Source organism: Paraburkholderia sp. BL27I4N3 (genome assembly GCF_003386115.1).
Taxonomy (GTDB): domain Bacteria; phylum Pseudomonadota; class Gammaproteobacteria; order Burkholderiales; family Burkholderiaceae; genus Paraburkholderia.
Genome location: NZ_QREJ01000001.1, coordinates 5,296,480 through 5,318,612 on the forward strand (window position 1 = coordinate 5,296,480; position 22,133 = coordinate 5,318,612).

Genomic DNA, 22,133 nt, shown 5'->3' on the forward strand with positions numbered 1-22,133 from the left:
GAATTCGCCGCATTGTGGCGCGTCGTGCAGGGAAGAATACGTAAAGGAGCTCGTACAGGCCCCTCCCAAAGCGGGAGGGGCAGAACATCTCGGTGAACAGCGCGCAGCGCGAACTTATGCGCCTTCGAGCAAACCCAGCACCAACGCTCTTCGAACCGCATGCTTTCGCGAGCTGGCGTCGAGCTTTCCAAAGAGATTCTTGAGGTGCCACTTCACCGTGCCCTCTCCCACCGCGGCCGCAGCCGCAATCTCCTTGTTCGACATATTTCGCGCCAGCAGCTCGAGGATTTCGCGCTCTTTGGGCGTCAGCACAACGCTCGGCACAGCTCGCGGCACGGTGGCCTGGCGACCCAGTGGCGGCACGGCTACGCGCGCTGCCGCAATCGCGTGAGCGACTTCGCCGGATTCAGGCTGCTCTTCGCTGACGCGCCGCGCCCAGTCGGCGAGGGCAGGATGCGCGTCGGCCAGCGTACGGGTCAAACGGAAGGTCTGCGCGAGATTCATCGCCTCGCGAAGCAATGCGAGCCCGTTCGCGCCGGACTGCTCCAGCGCGAAGGCGCGCATCGCCATGACTTCAATCTGATATCGACCAAGCTTCATCGCCAGAGCGGCCTCGCCGGCCTGCGCGAGGTCGTCGAGCGCCTGCTGCCAGCGACGCGCCGCGATGGCAGCGCCGGCATGCGCCAACCCGACTAGCAGCCCGACCGACTGCCTCCACAGCGGCCCCCTTTTCGGTCCCTCCTCGGTCACCATAGCGTCGATACGGCGCACCAGCGCGTCGCACATTTGCGCGCGATAGCGGCCGGCGTGAATGCGCACCTGTTCCGCCATGCTGGCAATACACAGACGCGGCAGGCGCCGGCTCACGCCCATCGCGTACATTGCCTCGAGGAGATCGAACGCCCGGTGTTCGTCGCCTTTGACCGCTGCGATACGCGCCGCGGTGCGGTACGCGAGCGACACGGTGTCTGGCGTGCCGCCTCGCTCCAGGATGTCAAGCCGGTTGGCCAGCAGGGCGGCGGCCTCGTCGACCCGATCGGCTTCATAGCTCAGCGCAGCGCAGGTCGTGGCAAACATGCACGAGAGCGGATGACGGCGGCCAAGGTCCGCTTCCGCGCTTGCCAGTGCCGGACGGAGTACCTCCTCGGCAAGCACAAGCTGGCCTTCCCATACGTAGCTGAAGCTCACGATGTAATCGGCCCAGCGCACCACGTAACCGATCCCTTTGCCGACTTCGGCCCGCTTTGCCGCCAGCTGGAACCGACGCGCCTGTGCGGGCTGACCGAGCAGAATCGCACGTACTGCGAGGCGGTTTGCATGAACCTGGGCGAGCCAGGAATCGGCGGCGGGAGCGAACTCGGCCCAAGGCGCGAACAGCTCGACGAACCGGTCGATCTCATCGGCGTAATAGGCGGCCGCGCATAGGATGAGCGCGCATTCGTAACGCAGTTGAGCGTCGGCCCCGGGGCTGGCGAGGACGCGCTGCACCTGAAGTTCCGCCTCCTTGTGCCGCTCACCCAGCGCCAATGCCCAGGCCGCTGCCAACAACAAACGCGGACGCCGCTCGAGTTCATTCGCAGGGAGCAGATCAAGCCATTCGAGAACCGCCGTCAGGCGTCCCTCCTTGACTGCGTCATGCAGGCAACGCTCCGCCAGTTCGTAGGCAGTCTGGTGCTGGCCCGCGGCGTGAGCATGCCTTGCTGCCTGTTCGATCATGCCGTGCCGGGTCAGCCAGGCAGCAGCACGGCCATGCAACGCAGCCCGTTCGGCGGCGGGCATATGAGCGAGACGGCCTTGCAGGACGTCGCGCACAAGTGCGTGCAGCCAGCACCATGCGCCGTCCTCGGAGGTGACGAACACGGGCGTCTCACGCACGAGGCGCGCGAGCCGCTCCGGTGCCTGTGGGTCTCCGGTCAACGCCTGACAAAGTTCCGGGTGCAGCGAATCCACCAGGCTGGTGCGCGTGAGGAAATCGGTATCTTCCGACGAAAGCTCCGCGATCAGCGTCCCGACAAGGTGTTCACGCAGTCCGCCCTGATTGGCCGCCATGGTCTCCACCACCTGCCGGGGATCCCGGGCTCGCGCCATGGCCGCCATTGCGAGTTGCAACCCAAGCGGCCAGCCGTCCGTCAACTCGAACAGCCTCGCGCACGCGTCGGCGTCGAAACGCGAGCCGAACCGGTTGGCGATCAGTGCAATCGTCTCTTCGAGACGAAAACACAGCATCTCGGGATCGACCAGGATGCATTGCCCGTAAGCGATCAGATCGGCAACGGCCGTATCGATTCTGCGGCGCGCGGCAACGGCAACGTGAAGATTGGGCGGAGCATTGTGCAAGACATAGATCAGCGCAGTGAGGCCGGCTTCGGGTAGACGGTCGGCCTCGTCGACGATCAACAGAACATCGCCCGAAAATTGGGCGACTTCGGCGAGCCAGGCGGTCACGGCGTCCAGTTCGCCGACCGACCCCACGGCGCCGTCAAGCAGCAATCGTCCGAACGCGGGGCGGGCGCAGCCTGCCCGCATGGCATGGACGAGCCCTTGCAGGAGCCGCTGAGGATCATCCCGCTCATCCACTGAAAGGAAGGCGACCGCGGCACCACGCGCCAGGGTTTCCCGGCGCCATTGCGCAAGCAGAGAAGTCTTGCCATACCCAGCCGGCGCTTGCACAAGAGCGATGGATTGATCGCCGAAGTGCAACGCGTGCGCGGCCAGCCGCTCACGCATCAGCAAATGGGCCGGCGCGCGCGGCGCGATGGTCTTCAGGACCAGTTCGGTGGCTACACTAGCGGCGCTTGTCGATGTCGATGCCATCTTGCAGAGCCTGTCGAGGCTCCTGACGGCCATCTCCGGCTGCCGCGGGGAGCGAAATAAGGGGAAGGCTCAAGCGTACCACCCGCACACTCCAAGCCCCCTCCCTTCGTGGGAGGGGTGAGCGAACCGGCCGCGGACTAAGATAAGTTCCAACAGACCTCGGATGCAAAACCAGCCGGCGAACTCGAAACTGGACAGCAGGAACTGCAAACGTTGAATGCAGCATGAGGAATACCATGTACCGACACTTTCTCGTCCCTGTGGGAGATATGGGTTCATGCATTGAAGCAACCGGTCACGCAGTCGCGTTTGCGCAGTCGATGGGTGCGCGCGTGACCTTCCTGCCCATTTTGTACCGACATGCTGCCACGCTGCACCGCCTGGCCTCGCGCGCAGGCAACCTCACGGAGCGCACATTGGAACTGCTGGCTCGGGCCGAGGCTGCAGCGCGCGCGCAAGGCGTGCCGTATTCGTCCATCGCTGCCAGCGAGGAAACGTCGTTCGACAGCATCGTCGCGGCGGCAATCAAGTCCGGATGCGACCTGATTTGCATCGCCCCTACTCAACGGCTGACTGAAGCGGGCGACGTCGCGCCTGCACCGTCCGATGACTCCGGTACGGTCAACGTGGCAGTCCTGATATTCGCCGCAGACAGTCGCCCGGCAACCTCGCGCGCGATCGGCAGGCTCCTCGACGAACACCGCACCATCGCCGACACCGTCCACGCGCTGCTGGACATGGTCCGCACAGCACGCGCCGCCGGTCAGCAGCCGGAGCCGATATCGATGCGTGAAACGGTCGAACGCCTGCGTGATCTTCAGATACGCCGGCATAGTCTTAAGGAAGATGCCAGGTTATTTCCACGGCTGCGCGAGCGCACCTCCGTTGCGGATGCGGAGCTAGATGAACTCGAATGCCGGCATCAGCGCGACAAACAACTGCTCGACGAATTGGCCGAACTCTCCGAACTGGTCGGGCGCGACTCGGCGCCGCGCGTCCTGGCTGCCCGGCTTGAACAGGCTCTAGCCGCTTACGCGCAATTCACCTGGGAGTATCTGGGACGGGAAGAAGGCGTGGTACTACCCATCGCGCGGCGCTATTTGCGAGACGAGGACTGGGACGATATCGCAATGGCGTTCGACGCAACGGCTGCGAACTCCGCCAAGGGGCAAACTTGACTTGTATGAACTGCGGGCCTGACAGCGCACATGCAAGATAAGGAAACCTCATTTCATGCTCCAGTCGATCCGCGATTGCAGAAAAACGAACTGTCACACTTAACCAATAAACCTGGAGATAAATCGATGAGAAAAGCAACAGCACTCAATTTGGCCGTCAGCGGAATGATCGCGCTGACGTCTATCACCACGTGGGCACAGCCCGGCCAGACAGCCGCGGCTTCAACCGGATCTGCAAAAGCGGCATCGGCTGGAGTCGATGCCAAAGCCGCAAAACGAGCGAATCGCGAACTGGCCAAACAAGTTCGTACGGCGATTGCCAAGGAGAAGAGCATCGACGCCGCAAACATCAGCGTGAAAGCGAAAAGCGGCGCAGTAACACTTTACGGAACCGTGCCGGCCGCGCCTCAGATCGACACAGCGGCCGTCGTGGCGAAAGCGGTCCCAGGTGTGACATCGGTCAAGAATCAGATCGTGGTTGCGAAGACGTTCGGTCAGTAAGCGCCTGCCGCGCGAGTCGATGCAATACGACGTCGTGATCGTCGGCGTTCCGCCGCGACGACCCGCGTCCGTACGGCAGCGAACAGTACCGGGCGCAAGACAGGTGAATAGTGGCAATTGATGCGGCCCACGAGGGGATCTTGATGCGCGCCCACTTCTATCTTCCCCTGTCTCTCTTGCCATTTCTGCTCGTCGGCTGTAACACGCCGCCGATTCCGCCCGGTAAGTCAGTCGATATTCCGACCGCTTTGCAGCAGGTTCTGGAAGGCCTTTGCAGTGCCAGGAAGGATATGGCGGCACGGAAGCAGGACTTTGGCTTCGCTATCGACTCGATCACAGTGGAACTCGATCTGACCGTGGACGGAACAAAGAATCCTCCGGTCGCAGTTGCGCCGGACATTCAGTTCATCCCGACCGTCAGCTATGGACAGATCATCACGGCAACCAAAGGAAGCAGGCTCGTGCTTACGCTGAAGAATACCGGTTCCGCTGGTGCCGACTGTCCTGCGTCCATCCGGACCAATTAGACGGGAAATAAAGCGGCGTCGACGATGGCGAGTCAGCGCCGATTCAGCAAGGTGTTATCAAGAGGTCCGGTACAAAAAGACCGAGCGCGGATTCGCCATAGTAGGCCACCGCAGCATGGCGACCATGAGATCGTACAAACACAGGGTACGTAGGCGGACCGCATATGTCGCGATCCAACCCACAGCGCGAGGCGGACAGTTGGATTCGACCCACCGGCCGTAGCGCGCACGCCTGTTTATCAACTCGCACTGACCGCCCTTAAAAATCCAACATTTTCAACTAGTTGCGCGGTCGCTTGCGGCGGCGTCGCCGTTTGGCATGGACTTTGCCTTGGTCCTCACTGAGGAGTGACGACACCCTCAACACAAGCTCTGACATTCCTGACTGACCAATTCACCCTCGGAGAATCGACATGAACACACTGGTAATCAAAGACCTCCCCGCAGCCATTGAGATGGATCGTACTGCAATGACCGCCGTCTGCGGCGGCAGGTTGCCGCAGCAGATCGTGAACATCATCCAGGCGGTTTCCGACTACGCAAACGACTCTCCTACCCAGCACAGCTTTACTGGCAGCGGGGCTTCTGTGACGTACTAACAGAAACACGGTGATTTCGTAGCTCAAGGCCTCGCCAACATGGGGCCTCTTTGATTTCGCGTCGGTTACTTTATCTACTGAGAGTCCGCTCATAGGTCGATGACCGCATCACCAACGGGTTGCGAGCAGCAGATGAGCAAGTTGCCATCTGCGGGCTTGTCGATCGGCTCAGGACTGTACGCTATGGAGCCCGAGACCAATCCGCTTTCGCAGTTGTGGCAGACACCTGTCCGGCACGCCCAACGAACGGGAACATCGCACGCCTCAGCCAGCTCCAGGATGCTCTGGTAGGCCACACCGTCCCAGTGCACATCGATCCCGCTGCGTGCAAAGGACACAATCGGACCGGTGGCGCCATGGTTTTCAGGCAGATGAGGCGCACGAATCGCATCGCCGACGATCCCCGGAGTCATCGACTCCAGGCCATTGAAGATTTCGGTGTGTATTTGCCTCTTTGCAAACCCGAGATTCGTCAGCGCCGCCTTCATATCGACCATGAAGCGGGACGGTCCGCAAAGATAAACATCGGCCTGCGTCGGAATACCCGCGTCCGCTAACCTGGCTTCTGAAAAATGACCCGTCTCCGTGTACTCGACTCCTTGCCGGTCACGCGTGGCGTCGGGCTTGCTGAAGCAGATATACCGACGGCAATGCGCAAGCGCCTCCGCGAGACGCCCCGCTTCAGCATCGAAGGGATGATGCTGTCCATCACGAGCCGCGTGCAACCACCAAACCTGCCGCGTCGAGCGTTGCGACGACAGCGTATTCAGCATGGCGAGAACGGGGGTCGCGCCGATACCCGCGCTTAGAAGGACCACGGGACTTGGGCTCTGCAATAGCACGAAACTTCCACGAGGAGCGCTGACATCGATTACGTCCCCGACGCGCACGCGATCACGGAGATAAGTGGCGGCTGCTCCCCCCTCTTCGAATTTCACACTGATCCGGTATTCCAGCGTTGACGGACCATTGGAGAGCGAATAGCTGCGATAAAGCGGCGGTCTCCCACCGTCCTGCGGAAGACGCAATACAACATACTGGCCTGGCTTTGCCATCGGTAACGGCTGGCTGTCCGCTCGCCGCAGGGAATACGAAACGACGTCGGCGGACTCGACCACAACAGACACGACTGTGAGTGAACGGAATCCCGGTGTGGCGGGATAAGCGGCCGAGGCAGGCGCGAGCCCGGCGTTGCCTCCCGTCTTGCCGGTAACGGAGTTGCTCAACAATGCCTCGAACGACCGCTTCCACCCCGATGAAAGCGCGTCGATCCGCAGCGCTCGCTCAAGGCGGTCGCGAGGATGATGCGGGGAATACAGGAGCGCATTGATCTCCGTGACCGTCATGCGCTCGCCGGCTTCGTCCACTTTCACTATTTCGTCGTCTGCCCCAACCTCGCCTTCCTTCAGAACGCGAAAGTAGAATCCCGGCCGCCCGCTCGACGTAAGCAAAGCTGCCATACGTGGCTCATTAACGCGAATACCCACGCGATAGCAGGTCACCCGAGGTTGCGTAACCTCAAACACTGCATGACCTATTCGATACCGGTCGCCGATGCATACATCGCTATCGGGCATGCCCTCAACCGTGAAGTTCTCACAGAACTGGCCATAGACAACATCAGGCCACTTCAACTGCTCCTTCCAGAAACGTGCCGATTCGGCCTGGTAGACGAATACGGCTCGATGCTCACCTCCGTGCCCGGCGAGATCGCCCTGCCCGTCTCCGGCCAGATTCAAACGAGCCGCCCAGCAACGGCTCGTGAGCGGCTCCTTCCATATGCTCGTATGAACCGTACGGCCCTTCCATTCGATATCATGCGGAAGGCCAACATTCACTGACAGTAGCCGAGCCATGTCTTGCTCCGATCTTTGGGACCGCCTTATCGCATTACCGGTAACGTTCGATGGCTCTTTCGAGCCTTCTCCCGTGATTCGTCTGGCGGCGTACTGGACACGGTATCAGAAGATCGACGAGCAGGCCTTCGGTGACGGCTCGTCGATCCGACGCTGAGCACCTTTGGCGACAATCTGGACCGCAAGGCCTGTCGCCGCAACGGAACCTTCGTTCCGAATGAGGTGTTCGTCATTGCCGCCGTCCACCAATGTCGTGCCATTGGCTGTGCCCGGCCCGTACACTTGCGGCGTACAGTTTGCGTGGTACTCGGTTAACTGTCCCGACGTGATGACTATCAGGCTATGCCCGGGGTGCCGATGCCAGCCAGTGGTTCCACCCGGCGCCCAGGTGTTGGTCTGTATGTACACGTCTGACGGCCCCTCGGTCTTTTCGAATGAAGACCACGTATCTCCAGGAACCCAGGAGCAAACCGCTGAAGCTGGTCCTGTGTGAGGCGGTTCATGACTTGAAATTCGGCGAAAGTTCCTTGGGCCAGGGTCGTGCCAGTGAATCCGCTGGCCGGGGTCGCTTGGCCAGATTCCATGTGAGAGAGGGCCGCGACCATCCATACGGCAAACCACAGCGGCAACCAGATGGCCTGCCGCAGCCGCGTTCGACTTGAAAACCGTGTCGTCCAGGCGGGCTCCTCGGCATAGCGATCCTTCGTCGCGTTCTTTTCATCGCCGAAATCGGGCTTCATCACACCACCAGTGCATGTCATGTCATCGCCTCCTTTGGAGCGGGTATGTCCATCTCTGCGAGTCTCGTTGGTGGACGACCGCTTCCATATCGCCGCGATCAAGGGGTGACGCCGACGGCGATTTTTCGTATCGCGAACGCCGAAGCGAATGACACTTCGTGGCCGGTACTGGCCGCACACGGTCTGATACTTAACCGGCTTATCTGGCGCGTGTAGTGAAGCCTAACCGGCGATCCCGTGCAGCCCGATCCTTTGCAACGGGCCTATTTCGGCGGCGCCCAATCGTCGACGCCATTTTTGACGAAGATCGCTTTGACCGTGCCATCTGCTTCGAGCTTCGCCAACGAGCGATTTATTCTTTCAAGCAGTTCACTATTTCCCTTTCGCACCGCAATGCCGATCCGAGGTTTTGGCGACTGCGACTGGTAGGAGCTCACAATTCGCAGATTCGTAAGTCGGCCGTGTTTAGAGGCGTATATCGTGTCAGGGCCAGAAGTCACCGCTGCCTTGATCTGGCCTGAAACGACCGCCGACCACGCGTCTTCCAGCGTGTCATAGATCCTGATTTCGGAGAAACCGCCAATCCGTTGCAGGAGCGCTAGTTGAATGCTGCCCTTCTGTGCGCCCACCGGGAAATTTTTGAGGTCTGCCAGATCTTGATAGGCCGTCGTGTCGTTCGCCGGGACGACAACGACTTCTGTTGGCGCGTTGTAAACCGGATCACTGAAATCGACTTGCTGAGCGCGTGCGGGCGTAATCGCCATATTGGTGGCGATCACGTCGATCTTGCCACTGGCCAGCGCAGGGATCAGGTCGCCGAATATCATGAGCTGATACTGGACCGGCAGGCCTGCATCTTTGGCGATGGCGTTTGTCAGGTCGACGAAGACGCCGGAGAGCGAGTCCGAGTTCTTGTCGTGGAAGACCCAGGGCTGCACGTCCTGACCCGCCACCTTGAGTGGTTGCTGCGCCCACGATGGCACAGAGCAACCGATCGCGCCCAACGAGACGACCGTCGCGATCACCATATTGCTGAACTTGTTCATGGTGTCCCCTCGTGATCGCAGCGCCGGTACCGGCGATGTTGCATCCCATGAGTCGGTAAGGAACGGCGGACTCTGCGGAGTATGTCTCAACCGATCGTTTAGTGCAGGCCACAATACCGGCAGAATCCGTCGAGAGGCGCATGCGCGACGCGCCAGTGGTCAGCGCCCCGTGAAATGCGGTGGCCGCTTCTCGACGAATGCACGGTGGCCTTCGGCGCGATCCTCGGTCTTGAACACTTCGAGATTCGCCAGATGCTCGCACTGCAAGCCTTGTTGAAGGTTGGTCTCGAACGAATCGAGCACGGCGCGTTTGGCCAGCCGGACGGCGAGCGGCGCGCGGCCGGCGATCAGCGACGCGATCTCCACCGCACGTGCGATGCTGCGTACCGGTGGTACGACCTCGGTCACCAGTCCGTGGCGCTCGGCCTCGACTGCCGTCAGCGGCTCTCCGGTAAGCACGAGTTTCATCGCCAGTGTCTTGCCTAGCACCCGCGGCAAGCGTTGTGTGGCGCCATCGCCCGGGAGGGCGCCAATAACGATCTCTCGCTGCGAGAAGGTCGCGTCGTCCGCCGCGACGACGATATCGGCCAGCATCACCAGCTCGTGGCCACCACCGATCGCGAAGCCGTTGACCGCGGCGATCAGCGGCTTCGGAAAGGTTTCAATCGCCTTCCAGCTCGCGAGGCGCACCGGGTCCGCATACGCTGCGACCCCGCGCGCCGCCATGTCGGCAATATCCGCCCCCGCGCTGAAGAAACGCTCGCCGCCGGTAAGCACGACAGCCCTGACGTCGTCGCTGACCTCGGCTGCCGCGAGCACGCGCGCCAACTCCTCCAGTAGCGCCACACACAGCGCATTGCGCTTCTCGTGATGATTCAACGTGATCAGCCAGACGAACTCAGCTGGTTGTTCCAGCTTCAGGTACTGCAGGTCCTCGCCTGCGGCCAGCAGGACCGGCGCCGCGCCGCTTCGCTCGATGTGAGCCGTGTTCATGATGAGCCTCTCGCTAATTCGATCGCTATGCGCGCGAACAGTCGCCGCTTACGGCGGTCGTGGAGCCCGGGCCAAAGGCGTGCAGCCGGCGGCCCATCGGCCTCGTGTTATTTGATTGCCAGCAGGTTGGGCAGAAAGCGCGGGATATGCGGGAAGACAATGATCAGCAGCAGGTCGACCGCCAGCGCGAAGATGAATGGCAGGATCGCCCGAGTCGCCTTTTCGACTGACACACCGCCGATCGACGCCGCCGTAAAGAGGCAGAAACCGATGGGTGGCAGGTTGATGCCGATGGCCGAGTTGACCAGTACGATGACGCCGAACACGACGGGGTCGATATGCATCTGCACGACGAGCGGTAGAAACACAGGAATCACCACCGCGATACTCGAAATGGTTTCCAGTACCGTATGGGCTGCCAGAAGGAAGAGATTGATCAGGATCAGCAACACGAACGCGCTGGTCGTCACGGCGAGGAAGTTGTTGGCGACGTGCAACGGAATTTGCGCCTCAATCAGATAGCGGCCGAGCACGAACGCGAGTCCGAGAAGAAACGATACCCGCGTGGTATTGATAGCCGTGCGCGTGAGTATTTCCCTGAAGTGCGACAGCTTGAGCGACCTGAAGATGAAAGCGCTCACCAGCGTCACATAGAGCGCCGCGACGACACCTGCTTCAACCGGTGTGAATACGCCGCCGAGGATGCCGCCCAGAATGATCACGGGCGTCAGCAATGCCCAGATCGCCTGTCTGAAGGTGGCCCACAGCCGCCTGGCGGAGAACGCCTCGACCGCCGTATAGTTCTGGCGCACGGCAGTCACGTAGTTCACGAGCATGAAGGAAACGACCACCAGCAGCATCGGCACTATCCCCGCGACGAACATCGTCCCGACCGAAACGTTGGCGGTGTAAGCGTACACGAGCATGCTCATCGACACGGGCGACAGCAGTCCGAGTGAGCCCGCTGCCGACTGCAGCGCGACCGCGAACGCGCGTGAATACCCCTGCTTCACCATCCCGGGGATCATGACCGAGCCGATCGCTGCGGTATCCGCCGTCGCCGAACCGGAGAGGTCGGCGAAGAACATACTCGCAACGATCGTCACCTGCCCGATGCCGCCGCGCATAAACCCGACGAGCGCCTGCGAAAAGTCGATGATCCGGCGCGAGACGCCGCCCGCATCCATGATTGCGCCTGTCAACATGAAGAACGGGATGGCCAGCAGTCCGACGTTATTCAGGTTCGAAAACAACTGCTGCGGAATCACCAGCAGCGGGGTTCCATTTAGCGTCAATGCAATCGTCGCCGCAATGCCGATGCAAATGGCCACCGGTACACCCAAGCCGAGAAACCCGGCGCCCAGAGCGAGTGCCCACATGTTGATTCACCTCAGATATGTTCGGAGACGCCCTGCAACAGAGACGGCCTCGTTTGCGCGCCGGGCGCGAGATGGGAAACCGCGATTCGCACCGCGGAATGAAAGGCCAGCAACGCGCCGCAGACGGGAATCGAAAGGTACGGGTACACCATCGAGATCGGCAGAGAGGTCGCGGTTTCGGTGCCCATTAGCTCCAGCATGTCGCCACCGTACATAACGAACACCACGCCGAGCCCGAGAACGACACAGTCGGTCAAGTCCGCCAGTGTCTGCGCGAAAGCGGGCGGACAACGGTCGGCCAGCACCCGCACCTCCGGATGAACCCGCAGCTTGGCTCCCGCCGCCGCACCGAGGCATGTGAGCCACACGAACAGATAAGCCGCGAGCTCGTCGGACCACGACAGCGAGTTGTGCAGGATGAAGCGAAAGACCACGCCAAGGCCAGCGACGAGCACCATCATGAGAAGTAGTCCGCCGCAGAGGAATAGCGTGATCTTCAGGACCAGGTCGTCGATAAAGAGGAGATTACGGGCGAGCTTTTCCATCGCACTCTCCCTTCACTTCGAAGCGACAGCAGACTTGTCGACCGCCTTGATTTCCTGATAAAGCGCCTGGCCATCGGGGATGTCGCTGAGCAGGCTCTGGCGTGCCCTTTCGGTCACGGCGGCCCACGGCGCCGTGTCGATCCCGCTCACCTGAGTGCCGTTCTTCTTCATCGTCGCGAGCGCGTCGTCGTACTCGTGCTTGTATTCCTTCACGTCATAATCCGCGGCGACGGCGGCAGCTGCCTGAAACGCCTTCTGTTCGTCAGGCGAAAGACGCGTCCAGGCGCTCTTGCCCATTGCCAGCACCACGGGCAGGTAGTTCACGTGGGTCAGGTAGTAATGCTTGGCGACGTCCGAAAATTTGTCCTGGATGAACTGCTCCGGGGAGGTATCGCCGCCGTCGACCAGGCCTTGCGAAAGCGCCAGAAATACCTGGTTATAAGGCAGTGGCGTCGGGTTTGCGCCCAGCGCTTTATAGCCCGCGATATAGCCGCGACTCTGCATCACTCGCACTTTCATATCCTTCATGTCTTCAAGCGAGCCGACCGGCTTTTTCGCCGTGAACAGATTGCGTTCGCCCACCGAAAGCCACGTCAGGCCGATCATGTTGACCGCCGGCATCATGTCGAGGAACTTGCGGCCGACCGGTCCTTGCAGAACCCGGTTGGCGTCGTCGATGCTGCTAAAGAGATAAGGCGTGTCGAAAATCTGCCACTGCTTGATCGTGTTTCCGATCGGCGCCTGTGCGGAAATCATGAGCTCCTGGGTGCCGGTGCGTAGCGCCTGCGCCATCTGAACTTCGCCGCCGAGCTGTGACTGCGGAAAGATCTCGATCTTGACCTTGCCGTGGGTTCGCTGCGCGACCTCCTTCGCGAACACCTGGGCAGTCAGCTGATAGTGGTTGTCCGGCGCGAGGGTGTGGCCCAGCTTCATGACGATAGGCTCGTCGGCACGGGCAACGCTTGCGGCAACGACGCCTGCTGCGAGCAGCGTACCCACCATCACGGCGCGTCCTGCGCGGCGCGCGCTAAAGAATGATTTCATCTCGTCTCCTTCCATACTGGAATGTAATTTCCGCGCTGCATCAGGTCGATCCGTCTGCAGGCGCTTCAAGTATTCGCGAGTGCACGCAACGGGCGTTAGGACCGGTCGCCCGATTTCTTGTACTTTTTTACGGCCTCTTCGATAGCAAGCGTCTGCCGCCCTGTGTGGCGATCTATCCGGCGCACACGGTGGAAACCCTTGGCGATACTGACTCGTGGGAGACCGGCGGCTATCCGCGGGCTCCTTGCGGATCGATGAAGACTGAAATCACCGCGTGCGTGCAGTCAAAAAAGTCCAAGCATTCGCCCAAACCGTCCTAACGGTCAGCAACCCGCACTGATTAAATTTGAGTCACGCCCGCCGGCGCCCATCAACATGGAACAGGCCGGCTCCTCAACTGACTCTCACTTTCAGAACCACCATGGCCAAACGCCCGCACATGGATTGTTACGCGGTCGGCGACACTGCCGATTTCGCCAAGACCGTAACTGAATTCGACATCTACGGCTTCGCCGGAATCGTCGGCGATTTCTATGCCGTGCATCTGAACGAGGAATTCGCCAAAACCACGCGCTTCGAGAAGCGCATCGCGCAAGGATGTCTCTCGGTCGGCTTCCTATCGACTGTGATGGGCTATATGGCGCAAAAGGCACCGAACCCCGGTGCGGTTTCTTACCGCTACGACATCACGTTCAACGCGCCGGTATTCATCGGTGACACGGTCACTGCCCGGCTCACGTTGCGCGAGAAGAACGACGATCGCAACCTGTGCGTGTTCAAAGCAGAGGTCACGCGCCAGGACGGCACGGTGGTCGCATCGGGCGATACCTATCTGAAGGTGCTTTAACACAGAGCCTGCCTTTAACTCCTCTCCCGCTTTTCAAAGAGTCGAACATGCCGCATTGGTTAAACGAACAACACACCGCGATACGTGACGCCGTGCGCCGTTTCGCGGAAAACGAAATCGCTCCTGTCTCGGAAGATCTTTGGGAAGCGGAAGCCTTTCCCTACGAAATCTGGACGCGTGCTGGCAAGCTCGGCTTCGCAGGCCTGCCCTATCCGGAGAGTTGGGGTGGCGGCGGTGGCGAATGGCTTTCCTATGTGATCGTGCTGGAAGAACTCGCACGGGTAGATTGCGCAATCGCCAACTCGCTCATGGCCAATTCGACGGTCGCGAGCCTGCTATCCAACTATGGCACCGATGAGCAAAAGGACCGCTATTTGCGCCCTATTCTCGACGGCCGCAAGGTCGGCGCGATCGGATTATCGGAGCCCAACGCGGGCTCCGACGCGGCCAACATCGCGACGCGTGCGACGCTGGAAGGCGACCGATGGGTCATCGATGGATCAAAGACCTTCATCAGCAACTCTGGCACGGAAGTGACCGGACCGGTCGTCATCGCCGCGGTAACGGGCACGCGCCCTGACGGCCGCAAGGAAATTTCCAATTTCATCGTGCCCAACGGCACCCCCGGTTTCGGCTACGGGCGCAAGCTGCGCAAGATCGGCTGGCGCGCATCGAGCACCTACGAGTTGTACTTCGAGCGCTGTGCGATCCCGGCCGCCAACCTGCTCGGCGAACGCGGCGCGGGCTTGCGACAGACGCTCGCCCAGATCAGCACGGGCCGAATCCTGATCGGCGCGCTCGCGCTAGGCATCCTGCAGGGTTCATTGGATCGGTCGATCGCGTACATGAAGGAGCGGCGCGCATTCGGCAAGCCGATTGCCGAGTTCCAGGCGCTGCAGTTCAAGATCGCTGACATGGCGGCCCACGCGCACGCCGCGCGGTTGATGCTCTACGATGCCGCCGCGCTGAAAGATGCGGGCGTTCGCTTCGATCAGCAGGCGTCGATGGCCAAGCTCTTCGCCACCGAGCGCGCGATGGAGGCGGCTCATCAGGCGCTGCAGATACATGGCGGGTACGGCGTGATGAGCGAGTACCCGGTGTCGCGCGCATTCGGCGACGCCAAGGTATTGGAGATCGTCGAGGGCACCTCGGAGATTCAAAGAATGATCATTTCGCGAAACCTGCTTGCCTGAGCCCTCAGTCAAACAGATACGGACACGCGCTCAGGAGACAAGTCATGCTGGAAGGCATCAAGGTGCTAAGTTTTACTCACTTCTTGCAGGGCCCCGCTGCCGTGCAGATGTTGGCCGACGTCGGCGCCGACGTGATAAAGATCGAACCGCCGGGCGGCGCGTTCGAGCGCAGTTGGACCGGCTTCGATGCGTATGTCGAAGGGGTGAGCATGTTCTTCCTGCTCGGCAATCGCAACCAGCGCAGCATTTCGCTGGATCTGCGCGACGAGCGCGCGAGAGAGATCGTCTGGCGGCTAATCAAGGAAGCCGATGTTCTGATCGAAAACTACCGCCCAGGCGTCCTGCAGCGCATGGGCTTCGGTTACGACGATGTACGCGAGATCAATCCGCGGCTCGTGTACTGTTCGTGCACCGGCTACGGGCCATCGGGGCCATATCTCAAGCGCCCGGGGCAGGACCTGCTGTTGCAGGCCATAAGCGGCATGACGATGCTCTCCGGCGAAGCCGATTCCCCGCCCACGCCAGTCGGATCCGCGATCGTCGACCAGCATGCGGCGGCGTTGGCGGCCTTCGGCGTGGTCGTCGCCTTGCAGGCGCGGGAACGTACCGGCAAAGGCACGCTGGTCGAAAGCAATCTGCTCAACGCGGCGCTCGATCTTCAGATCGAGCCGTTCACCTACTACCTGAACAAGGGGCCACTCTGGCCGCGCACAAACCCGCCGACCGGCAGCCGGTTCCATCCGGCACCCTACGGCATTTACCGGACTCTCGACGGCTGGATCGCGATTTCGCTGACGCCCACTGAGAAGCTCGCGGCGGCCTTGTCTGAACCCATGCTCGCCGGGTTTTCGCACCCGAAGGACAACGTGCGCCGCCGCGACGAATTAAACCGCATCGTATACGACGCGCTGACGACGCGTACGACGGCCGACTGGATGACGACCTTCGACGCGCACGACATCTGGTACGCGCCCGTGAACGACTACGATCAGGTCGAGGTCGATCCGCAAGTGGCGCACAACGGCATCATCATGGCGGTCGACCATCCGCAGGCCGGGCCGATCCGTTTGCTCGCGCATCCGGTCCGGTACGACGGCGCGGCACCGCCGCTCGTCCGTCAGCCGCCCCGGCAAGGCGAACACACCCGCGAGGTGCTCGCCGAACTGGGCTACGCGCCGGAAGAAATCGATACGCTGGTCGAAGCCGGCGCGGCGCTGACCGGGCGGAGAACCGCATGAACATTCTTCCGACTCAGCGCCACGAGATGCTGCGCTTTGACGACATCCGGATTGGCCGCTGTCAGACACTCGTGCACACCATCGCGGAAAGTGACGTGAACGCTTTCGGCCATCTGTCGGGCGACCTGAATCCCTTGCATATGGATCAGCACTTCGCGGCACGCTCGCCGTTCGGCCAGCGCGTGGCGCACGGCCTGCTAACCGCCGCATTGGTGTCGACGACACATACCGGTTTGACCGGTCCCGGCTTCGTCTACGTCGGGCAGGAGTTGCGCTTTCTCGGACCCGTCTTCATCGACGATACGATCAGAATCCATGTGACGGTAGTCGAGAAGAAACCCGCCAAGCGCATCCTCGTGATGGACACGATGGTCCGCAATCAGGACGGCAAACCCGTGCTGAGCGGACTGTCGGCGCTAAAGGAATTGCGTTTCGAATGAGTGACAGATGAGCTGACACATGAACTCACAATCCGCACGCGAGGGAACTGACAATCCGCACGCGAGGTCGACCGGTGCGGGTTTTCGACAACAGCCGTCACGCCGCTTTGCTAATTACAATTACACTACGTTCGATGCCGAACCGGCGAAGGAGAAACCGCACGCTTGATTTAGCCAGGGAGTGAACTGGCTAGGCGAGCCAGATAAGTGAGCTGGATGCAGGAGACAAATCAAATGCTTAGCGGTTGTGGTTGCCAGTTGCCGGTCTTCAAGATCGCGCACTATGAGTACGGGTCGCGAATCAAGTCGATCGATTTTCATCTCGCGCCCCTCGAGGATATGAAATCGACGTTGCCGTATCCGCATCGACACGAGTTTTATCACATCGTCTGGGTCGTGGCGGGCAGCGGCCACCACATCATCGACTCGATTCGCTACGAGGTGCGGCCCAATACGCTGTTTTTCATGGCCCCCGGCCAGATCCATGATTTCGCCTTGTCCGACGACGCTGTCGGGCACGCGATCAGTTTCTCGTCCGAATTTTTCGCGTTCAAGGTGCAGAACCGCCATTCGCAGACCGAGATTCCCGTCTACGATTTCGAGCGAATTCCGAACACGGTGTATATGAGCGACACACAAGCTCAGGACCTTCATCGCGTGCTGGATGGAATCAATGCGGAATATCAGGGCGAAGAGGCAGGTTACGAGGACGTGATCTGGTCATACCTGCGCGTTCTGTTAATCAAGTCCGCGCGCCTGGGCGGCGACGCCGTCGCCGACGTCAATTCGTCGCGTAGCGTGCTGCTGTCGCGACGCTTCAAAAGCCTGCTGGAAAAAAATTTCGCCACGGTCCACGACGTCGCTCACTACGCATGCCTGCTGAACGTCACAGAACGCGCGCTGAACGATGCAACGCGTCAGGCGCTCGGCAGTACGGCGGCCAAGCTGATTCGCGAACGCGTGATGCTGGAGGCGAAGCGTCTGCTGCTGCATTCGGAGGTCAATGTGGCGGAGATCGCAACACAGCTCGCCTTCGACGACCCGGCCTACTTCAGCCGATGTTTTCGCAAGCACACGGGCCGCTCGCCAATCGATTTCCGCCGCAGCCTGGAGAAACTGAGCATTTGAAGCAGCGGAACCACAGGCGTCCGGGGTGTGTGCAGGAAAGTCCAATATAAGCCGCACTTCGTCCTAACTGCCAGAACCGCCGCGCTCCTAGAATTTGCGTGTCCCCGTCACTCGGGAAACGTGAAAGTAATCAGGAGACAAACGCGTGAATGCTTCGTACCAGGATCAAGGGTTGTCCTCTGAGCGGTCCGCCCTCTTCACCACTATCCTCGATCGCATGGCGGCCAAAGTTGCCGAGGACGAGCCGACGCTGGGTGTCGAATTCCCTCAGATCACGGCGCCCGATGGAAAGTGGGTCCTGCTTCCGGCGTCGCTGTCGGCAGGCTACAGCGGTTCGGCGTGGAGCCATGGAAACTGGTTTTGCGGGTTCTGGGTCGGACTTTTGCTGACGTCGTATTTGCACACCGGCAAGGACAAATACCTCTCGTGGGCCCGCGAGCGCATGCGTCTCGTCGCGCAGCGCGCGCAGGACCCCAACACGCACGACATCGGCTTTATCTTCGACAGCAGTGCCGTCCCCGGTTATGAAATCACCCGCGACCCGTGGTACGCGCAAATCGCGATGGAAGCCGCCGACAAACTACGCGCCCGTCTTGTCACCACGCGCAGCGGCGCCTATCTCGCTTCCTGGGGCCCGCTCGACGATCCACGCGGACGCAGCGCCTCGGCTATCGACACGATGGCTAACCTGTCGTTGCTTTATTGGGCGGCGAACCATTCCGGCGACGGCAGTTATCGCCTCGCCGCCGAAGCACACGCCCTCATGACCGCCAACGCGTTTATCCGCCCCGATGATTCGACTTATCACGCGGTCGAGTACGACGTGACAACGGGTGTGCGCCAGCGCGGCTACACGTTTCAAGGCGCATTCGACGAATCGGCGTGGAGCCGGGGCCAGGCGTGGGCCGTCTATGGCTACGTGAACACCGCGCGAGAAACCGGCAAGCGTCACTGGCTGGATCTTGCAGGGCGTCTGGCGGCGTACTATCTGCGCCGGCTCGATGGCCGTCCGGTGCCACCGTGGGATTTCGACGCCGCTGGCGCCGACGCGCAAACCAAAGACACCGCCGCAGCAGCGGTGATGGCGTCAGCGCTGATCGAGATGGGTCGTCTGCATCCCGACCCTGCTGACGCGGCTCGCTGGCGCGAACACGGAGTCGCGATGCTCGAAGCGCTATGTCGTGACGAGTTTGCCCACGAACCCGCGCAGCGCGGACTCCTGAAGAATTCCTGCTATTCGAAGCCGCACAATGAAGGCGTCGATGGTGCGACGATGTTCGGCGATTTCTTCTTCGCTGAAGCACTGAGTCGCGTGATGCTGCCCGGCAAGCTTCGGCCAACCGATACGCAACGCGTATCGCTCGCCTGAAGCGCGCCTCCCTTCCGGTTCCCAACTCTCGCCAGGCAACGCCACCATGATATCGAACGATCTTCCGCATTTCGTACCTACTGACCTAGCCGAAGCCCTGCTGGTCGGACGCATCTGGCGAAACGCGCCGATCGACGGGCCGTCAGTCGTCGTTGTTCGCGCCGGTCAGGTCTTCGACATCACGGCGTCGGCACCGACGACCTCCGACCTGTTCGAGCGCGTGGACCTGTTGGAGTTTGCGCGTCACGTCGAGGGCGAAGCGCTCGGCCCCGTCGAGAACATCGGCCCGGCATTGCTCGCGCCATGCGATCTTCAGGCCATCAAGGCATGCGGCGTGACTTTTGCCGTGAGCCTGCTCGAACGGGTCATTGAAGAACAGGCTGCGGGCGACGCGACGCAAGCCGACACGGTGCGCGCGACGATCGCGCAACTGATCGGCACTGATCTCTCCAGGATTCGCCCCGGCACGCCGGCCGCCGACAGTCTGAAGCGGGAACTGGAACGGCGCGGCGCATGGTCGCAATATATGGAGGTCGGCATTGGGCCTGACGTAGAGGTGTTCACCAAGTCTCAACCGATGTCCGCAGTCGGTTACGGCGCGGACGTTGGGCTACACCCGGCCTCCCGCTGGAACAATCCCGAGCCCGAAATTGTGCTGGCGGTCAACAGCCGCGGAACGATCGTCGGTGCAACCCTCGGCAACGATGTTAATCTCCGCGACATCGAAGGCCGCAGTGCGTTGCTGCTCGGTAAGGCGAAAGACAACAACGGCTCATGCGCGATCGGTCCATTCATCCGGTTGTTCGATGAACGCTTCACGATGGACTCGGTGCGGGCGGCCAGCGTGTCACTCAGGATAGAGGGCGCGGACGACGGATTTATTCTCGAAGGCGTGAGCCACATGCGCGAGATCAGCCGTGACCCAGAGGAACTTGTCGCTCAGACTGCCGGGCCGCATCACCAGTATCCAGACGGCTTCATGCTGTTCCTCGGCACGATGTTCTCTCCAATTGAAGACCGGCATGCTCCGGGCAGCGGCTTCACGCATCATCTCGGGGACAAAGTGACGATTGCAACGCCGGCGCTCGGCAAACTTGTCAACACCGTGCAGTCGTCAACCGAGATCGCGCCCTGGCGATTCGGCGTGCGCGCTCTTTACGAGGCCCTTGCAAAGCGGCGGGCGCTTACCTGCGCGGTGGGGCAAGTAAGCGATACGTAAATCGGCGCTGCACATGATAAAAAACTTCCGCGAGACCGTCGACCGCCGGTCGCCGGCTCGGCGAGCCTCGCACGTTGTCCCGCGACGCCGGCGAGCCCGCTGCTCAACGACCGTGACGGTCTATCTCCAACGCCCGTCGATCACCGACCGAGGGGCCTCTCCGCGCTCCTGCGCGAGCGACGGATAGTCGGTGTACCCGCGCTCGCCGCCTCCATAGAACGTGGACGGATCCGGCGAATTGAGCGAAGCGTGCGACCGCAAGCGTTCCGGCAGGTCGGGATTGGCGATGAACAGGCGTCCGAACGCGATCAAATCCGCCTTGCCGTCCTCGATCCATCTTTCCGCACTGCTGCCGTCGAACCCGCCCGCGACCATCAGCACACCGCGATAGGTGCGTCGTATCATCTCGCTCATGCGTTTCGCGCGTTCCGTGAAAGCGGCATCCTCACCGGTCGCCGCCAGCGCGGGATTGACGATGTGCAAGTAAGCGAGCCCGTATCGATTGAGCTTCTCGAGGACGTAAGAGAAGGTCGCCTCGGGATCGTCGTCATGCATGTCGTTGAAAGTGCCGAGAGGAGAAAGCCGTACGCCGACCTTTTCCGGCCCCCACACGTCGCAAACCGTTTCGATCACCTCGAACAGCAGCCTGGCCCGGCGCTCGCTCGACCCGCCGTATTCGTCCTCGCGTCGGTTTGTCCCGGACAGCAGAAACTGGTCGAGCAGATACCCGTTCGCTCCGTGCACTTCAACACCGTCCATACCGGCAGCCTTTGCGTTGCGCGCACCCCTGAAATACTGTCGCACGAGATACGGCATCTCTTCGACCTGCAGCGCGCGGGGCGTAATGCAGGGTGCAACGACACCTTCGCCGCGCTCGTTCTCGACGAACGCCTCCGCTTTCGGCTGGACCACAGACGGCGCTACGGGCAGCATTTCGTCCGGCTGCAACGAGGGGTGCGATATGCGTCCGACGTGCCAGAGCTGCATGAACATCAACCCGCCCGCCTCGTGCACAGCGTTCGCGACGAGCCGCCAGCCTTCGACCTGCTCGCGACTATGAATCCCTGGCGTCCACGCATAGCCCTGCCCTTGCATCGACACCTGCGTCGCCTCACTGATGATGAGCGCGGCCGATGCGCGCTGCGTGTAATAGCAGGCGTTGAGCTGAGACGGTATGTTGCCTGGCCGGCTCGCGCGCGAACGCGTCAGCGGCGCCATCACGACACGATGACGCAGGTTGTACGGTCCCACCTTGACGGGTTCGAAGAGCTTGCCAAGCGGGATTTGCTCGTCGCGCTGCCCGGCTTCCGCCGGCGCGATTTCTGTATCCGGCATAAATTCGCTCCTTACGTTTCTTGACTCGGCCCCGAAAAGTGCTGCCATTGACGCTTCGAAGCGTCTGTGCGGATCACGTCGACATGATTCCGCTCTCAGGCCAGTCTAGCCATGGCCCACGCGCGCTTCTTTCCGGTTTCTG

Annotated in this window: 19 protein-coding genes; 11 read left to right on the forward strand and 8 right to left on the reverse strand. The window is 61.3% G+C overall.

What is annotated here, in order from left to right; genetic code table 11:
* Positions 1–114 precede the first annotated feature (114 nt).
* Complete coding sequence (locus tag B0G71_RS24135; protein ID WP_116144752.1) at positions 115–2,814, reverse strand: LuxR C-terminal-related transcriptional regulator; 2,700 nt, start codon at positions 2,812–2,814, stop codon at positions 115–117.
* Between the two features lie 236 nt (positions 2,815–3,050).
* Here B0G71_RS24135 and B0G71_RS24140 point away from each other — a divergent pair, with 236 nt between their 5' ends.
* From B0G71_RS24140 to B0G71_RS24155, 4 genes are all read left to right on the forward strand, one after another.
* Positions 3,051–3,992, forward strand: a complete 942-nt coding sequence (locus B0G71_RS24140; RefSeq protein ID WP_181916816.1) for a hemerythrin domain-containing protein — start codon at positions 3,051–3,053, stop codon at positions 3,990–3,992.
* A 30-nt stretch (positions 3,993–4,022) separates the two neighbouring features.
* Positions 4,023–4,493 (forward strand): BON domain-containing protein, encoded by a 471-nt coding sequence (locus B0G71_RS24145; protein ID WP_241974959.1) that lies wholly within the window; start codon positions 4,023–4,025, stop codon positions 4,491–4,493.
* A 143-nt stretch (positions 4,494–4,636) separates the two neighbouring features.
* A complete protein-coding gene (locus B0G71_RS24150; protein ID WP_116148847.1) occupies positions 4,637–5,020 on the forward strand; it encodes a hypothetical protein in 384 nt (127 codons plus the stop codon).
* A 413-nt stretch (positions 5,021–5,433) separates the two neighbouring features.
* Positions 5,434–5,619 (forward strand): hypothetical protein, encoded by a 186-nt coding sequence (locus B0G71_RS24155; protein WP_116144756.1) that lies wholly within the window; start codon positions 5,434–5,436, stop codon positions 5,617–5,619.
* Between the two features lie 89 nt (positions 5,620–5,708).
* Here B0G71_RS24155 and B0G71_RS24160 read toward each other — a convergent pair whose 3' ends face one another.
* From B0G71_RS24160 to B0G71_RS24190, 6 genes are all read right to left on the reverse strand, one after another.
* Positions 5,709–7,358, reverse strand: a complete 1,650-nt coding sequence (locus B0G71_RS24160; RefSeq protein ID WP_404935483.1) for an MOSC domain-containing protein — start codon at positions 7,356–7,358, stop codon at positions 5,709–5,711.
* A 1,120-nt stretch (positions 7,359–8,478) separates the two neighbouring features.
* Positions 8,479–9,261: an ABC transporter substrate-binding protein gene (locus tag B0G71_RS24170; RefSeq protein WP_116144763.1), complete on the reverse strand. Its 783-nt coding sequence runs from the start codon at positions 9,259–9,261 to the stop codon at positions 8,479–8,481.
* Positions 9,262–9,420: 159 nt separating this feature from the next.
* Positions 9,421–10,254 carry an enoyl-CoA hydratase-related protein gene (locus tag B0G71_RS24175; protein ID WP_116144765.1) on the reverse strand — a complete coding sequence of 278 codons (834 nt, stop codon included), beginning with the start codon at positions 10,252–10,254 and terminating at the stop codon, positions 9,421–9,423.
* A gap of 107 nt (positions 10,255–10,361) precedes the next feature.
* Positions 10,362–11,633 carry a TRAP transporter large permease gene (locus B0G71_RS24180; protein WP_116144767.1) on the reverse strand — a complete coding sequence of 424 codons (1,272 nt, stop codon included), beginning with the start codon at positions 11,631–11,633 and terminating at the stop codon, positions 10,362–10,364.
* An 11-nt stretch (positions 11,634–11,644) separates the two neighbouring features.
* Positions 11,645–12,178 carry a TRAP transporter small permease gene (locus B0G71_RS24185; protein WP_116144769.1) on the reverse strand — a complete coding sequence of 178 codons (534 nt, stop codon included), beginning with the start codon at positions 12,176–12,178 and terminating at the stop codon, positions 11,645–11,647.
* A gap of 12 nt (positions 12,179–12,190) precedes the next feature.
* Positions 12,191–13,222 (reverse strand): TRAP transporter substrate-binding protein, encoded by a 1,032-nt coding sequence (locus B0G71_RS24190; protein ID WP_116144771.1) that lies wholly within the window; start codon positions 13,220–13,222, stop codon positions 12,191–12,193.
* Between the two features lie 421 nt (positions 13,223–13,643).
* Here B0G71_RS24190 and B0G71_RS24195 point away from each other — a divergent pair, with 421 nt between their 5' ends.
* From B0G71_RS24195 to B0G71_RS24225, 7 genes are all read left to right on the forward strand, one after another.
* Positions 13,644–14,069, forward strand: coding sequence for a MaoC family dehydratase (locus B0G71_RS24195; RefSeq protein WP_116121631.1), 426 nt, complete (start codon positions 13,644–13,646; stop codon positions 14,067–14,069).
* 47 nt (positions 14,070–14,116) lie between these two features.
* Positions 14,117–15,262: an acyl-CoA dehydrogenase family protein gene (locus B0G71_RS24200; RefSeq protein ID WP_116144773.1), complete on the forward strand. Its 1,146-nt coding sequence runs from the start codon at positions 14,117–14,119 to the stop codon at positions 15,260–15,262.
* Positions 15,263–15,306: 44 nt separating this feature from the next.
* Positions 15,307–16,500: a CaiB/BaiF CoA-transferase family protein gene (locus B0G71_RS24205; protein ID WP_116144775.1), complete on the forward strand. Its 1,194-nt coding sequence runs from the start codon at positions 15,307–15,309 to the stop codon at positions 16,498–16,500.
* Positions 16,497–16,940, forward strand: a complete 444-nt coding sequence (locus B0G71_RS24210) for a MaoC family dehydratase (protein ID WP_116144777.1) — start codon at positions 16,497–16,499, stop codon at positions 16,938–16,940. The genes B0G71_RS24205 and B0G71_RS24210 overlap by 4 nt, the downstream gene beginning before the upstream one ends.
* 234 nt (positions 16,941–17,174) lie before the next feature.
* Positions 17,175–18,068 (forward strand): helix-turn-helix domain-containing protein, encoded by an 894-nt coding sequence (locus B0G71_RS24215; RefSeq protein ID WP_116144779.1) that lies wholly within the window; start codon positions 17,175–17,177, stop codon positions 18,066–18,068.
* A gap of 145 nt (positions 18,069–18,213) precedes the next feature.
* Positions 18,214–19,437 (forward strand): glycoside hydrolase family 88 protein, encoded by a 1,224-nt coding sequence (locus B0G71_RS24220; RefSeq protein ID WP_116144781.1) that lies wholly within the window; start codon positions 18,214–18,216, stop codon positions 19,435–19,437.
* A 46-nt stretch (positions 19,438–19,483) separates the two neighbouring features.
* Positions 19,484–20,656, forward strand: coding sequence for a fumarylacetoacetate hydrolase family protein (locus B0G71_RS24225; RefSeq protein WP_116144783.1), 1,173 nt, complete (start codon positions 19,484–19,486; stop codon positions 20,654–20,656).
* A 120-nt stretch (positions 20,657–20,776) separates the two neighbouring features.
* Here the strand turns inward: B0G71_RS24225 and B0G71_RS24230 are convergent, their stop codons facing one another.
* Positions 20,777–21,991, reverse strand: a complete 1,215-nt coding sequence (locus B0G71_RS24230) for an alkene reductase (RefSeq protein WP_116144785.1) — start codon at positions 21,989–21,991, stop codon at positions 20,777–20,779.
* Positions 21,992–22,133: the final 142 nt, after the last annotated feature.

Excerpts from the sequence above, each read along its gene's own strand:
- B0G71_RS24210 (WP_116144777.1), top strand. The coding sequence starts at position 16,497 with ATGAACATTCTTCCGACTCAGCGCCACGAGATGCTGCGCTTTGACGAC.
- B0G71_RS24190 (WP_116144771.1), bottom strand. The coding sequence starts at position 13,222 with ATGAAATCATTCTTTAGCGCGCGCCGCGCAGGACGCGCCGTGATGGTG.
- B0G71_RS24230 (WP_116144785.1), bottom strand. The coding sequence starts at position 21,991 with ATGCCGGATACAGAAATCGCGCCGGCGGAAGCCGGGCAGCGCGACGAG.
- B0G71_RS24155 (WP_116144756.1), top strand. The coding sequence starts at position 5,434 with ATGAACACACTGGTAATCAAAGACCTCCCCGCAGCCATTGAGATGGAT.
- B0G71_RS24145 (WP_241974959.1), top strand. The coding sequence starts at position 4,023 with ATGCAAGATAAGGAAACCTCATTTCATGCTCCAGTCGATCCGCGATTG.
- B0G71_RS24185 (WP_116144769.1), bottom strand. The coding sequence starts at position 12,178 with ATGGAAAAGCTCGCCCGTAATCTCCTCTTTATCGACGACCTGGTCCTG.
- B0G71_RS24225 (WP_116144783.1), top strand. The coding sequence starts at position 19,484 with ATGATATCGAACGATCTTCCGCATTTCGTACCTACTGACCTAGCCGAA.
- B0G71_RS24175 (WP_116144765.1), bottom strand. The coding sequence starts at position 10,254 with ATGAACACGGCTCACATCGAGCGAAGCGGCGCGGCGCCGGTCCTGCTG.
- B0G71_RS24150 (WP_116148847.1), top strand. The coding sequence starts at position 4,637 with ATGCGCGCCCACTTCTATCTTCCCCTGTCTCTCTTGCCATTTCTGCTC.
- B0G71_RS24135 (WP_116144752.1), bottom strand. The coding sequence starts at position 2,814 with ATGGCATCGACATCGACAAGCGCCGCTAGTGTAGCCACCGAACTGGTC.
- B0G71_RS24200 (WP_116144773.1), top strand. The coding sequence starts at position 14,117 with ATGCCGCATTGGTTAAACGAACAACACACCGCGATACGTGACGCCGTG.
- B0G71_RS24140 (WP_181916816.1), top strand. The coding sequence starts at position 3,051 with ATGTACCGACACTTTCTCGTCCCTGTGGGAGATATGGGTTCATGCATT.
- B0G71_RS24195 (WP_116121631.1), top strand. The coding sequence starts at position 13,644 with ATGGCCAAACGCCCGCACATGGATTGTTACGCGGTCGGCGACACTGCC.
- B0G71_RS24180 (WP_116144767.1), bottom strand. The coding sequence starts at position 11,633 with ATGTGGGCACTCGCTCTGGGCGCCGGGTTTCTCGGCTTGGGTGTACCG.
- B0G71_RS24215 (WP_116144779.1), top strand. The coding sequence starts at position 17,175 with ATGCTTAGCGGTTGTGGTTGCCAGTTGCCGGTCTTCAAGATCGCGCAC.
- B0G71_RS24170 (WP_116144763.1), bottom strand. The coding sequence starts at position 9,261 with ATGAACAAGTTCAGCAATATGGTGATCGCGACGGTCGTCTCGTTGGGC.
- B0G71_RS24205 (WP_116144775.1), top strand. The coding sequence starts at position 15,307 with ATGCTGGAAGGCATCAAGGTGCTAAGTTTTACTCACTTCTTGCAGGGC.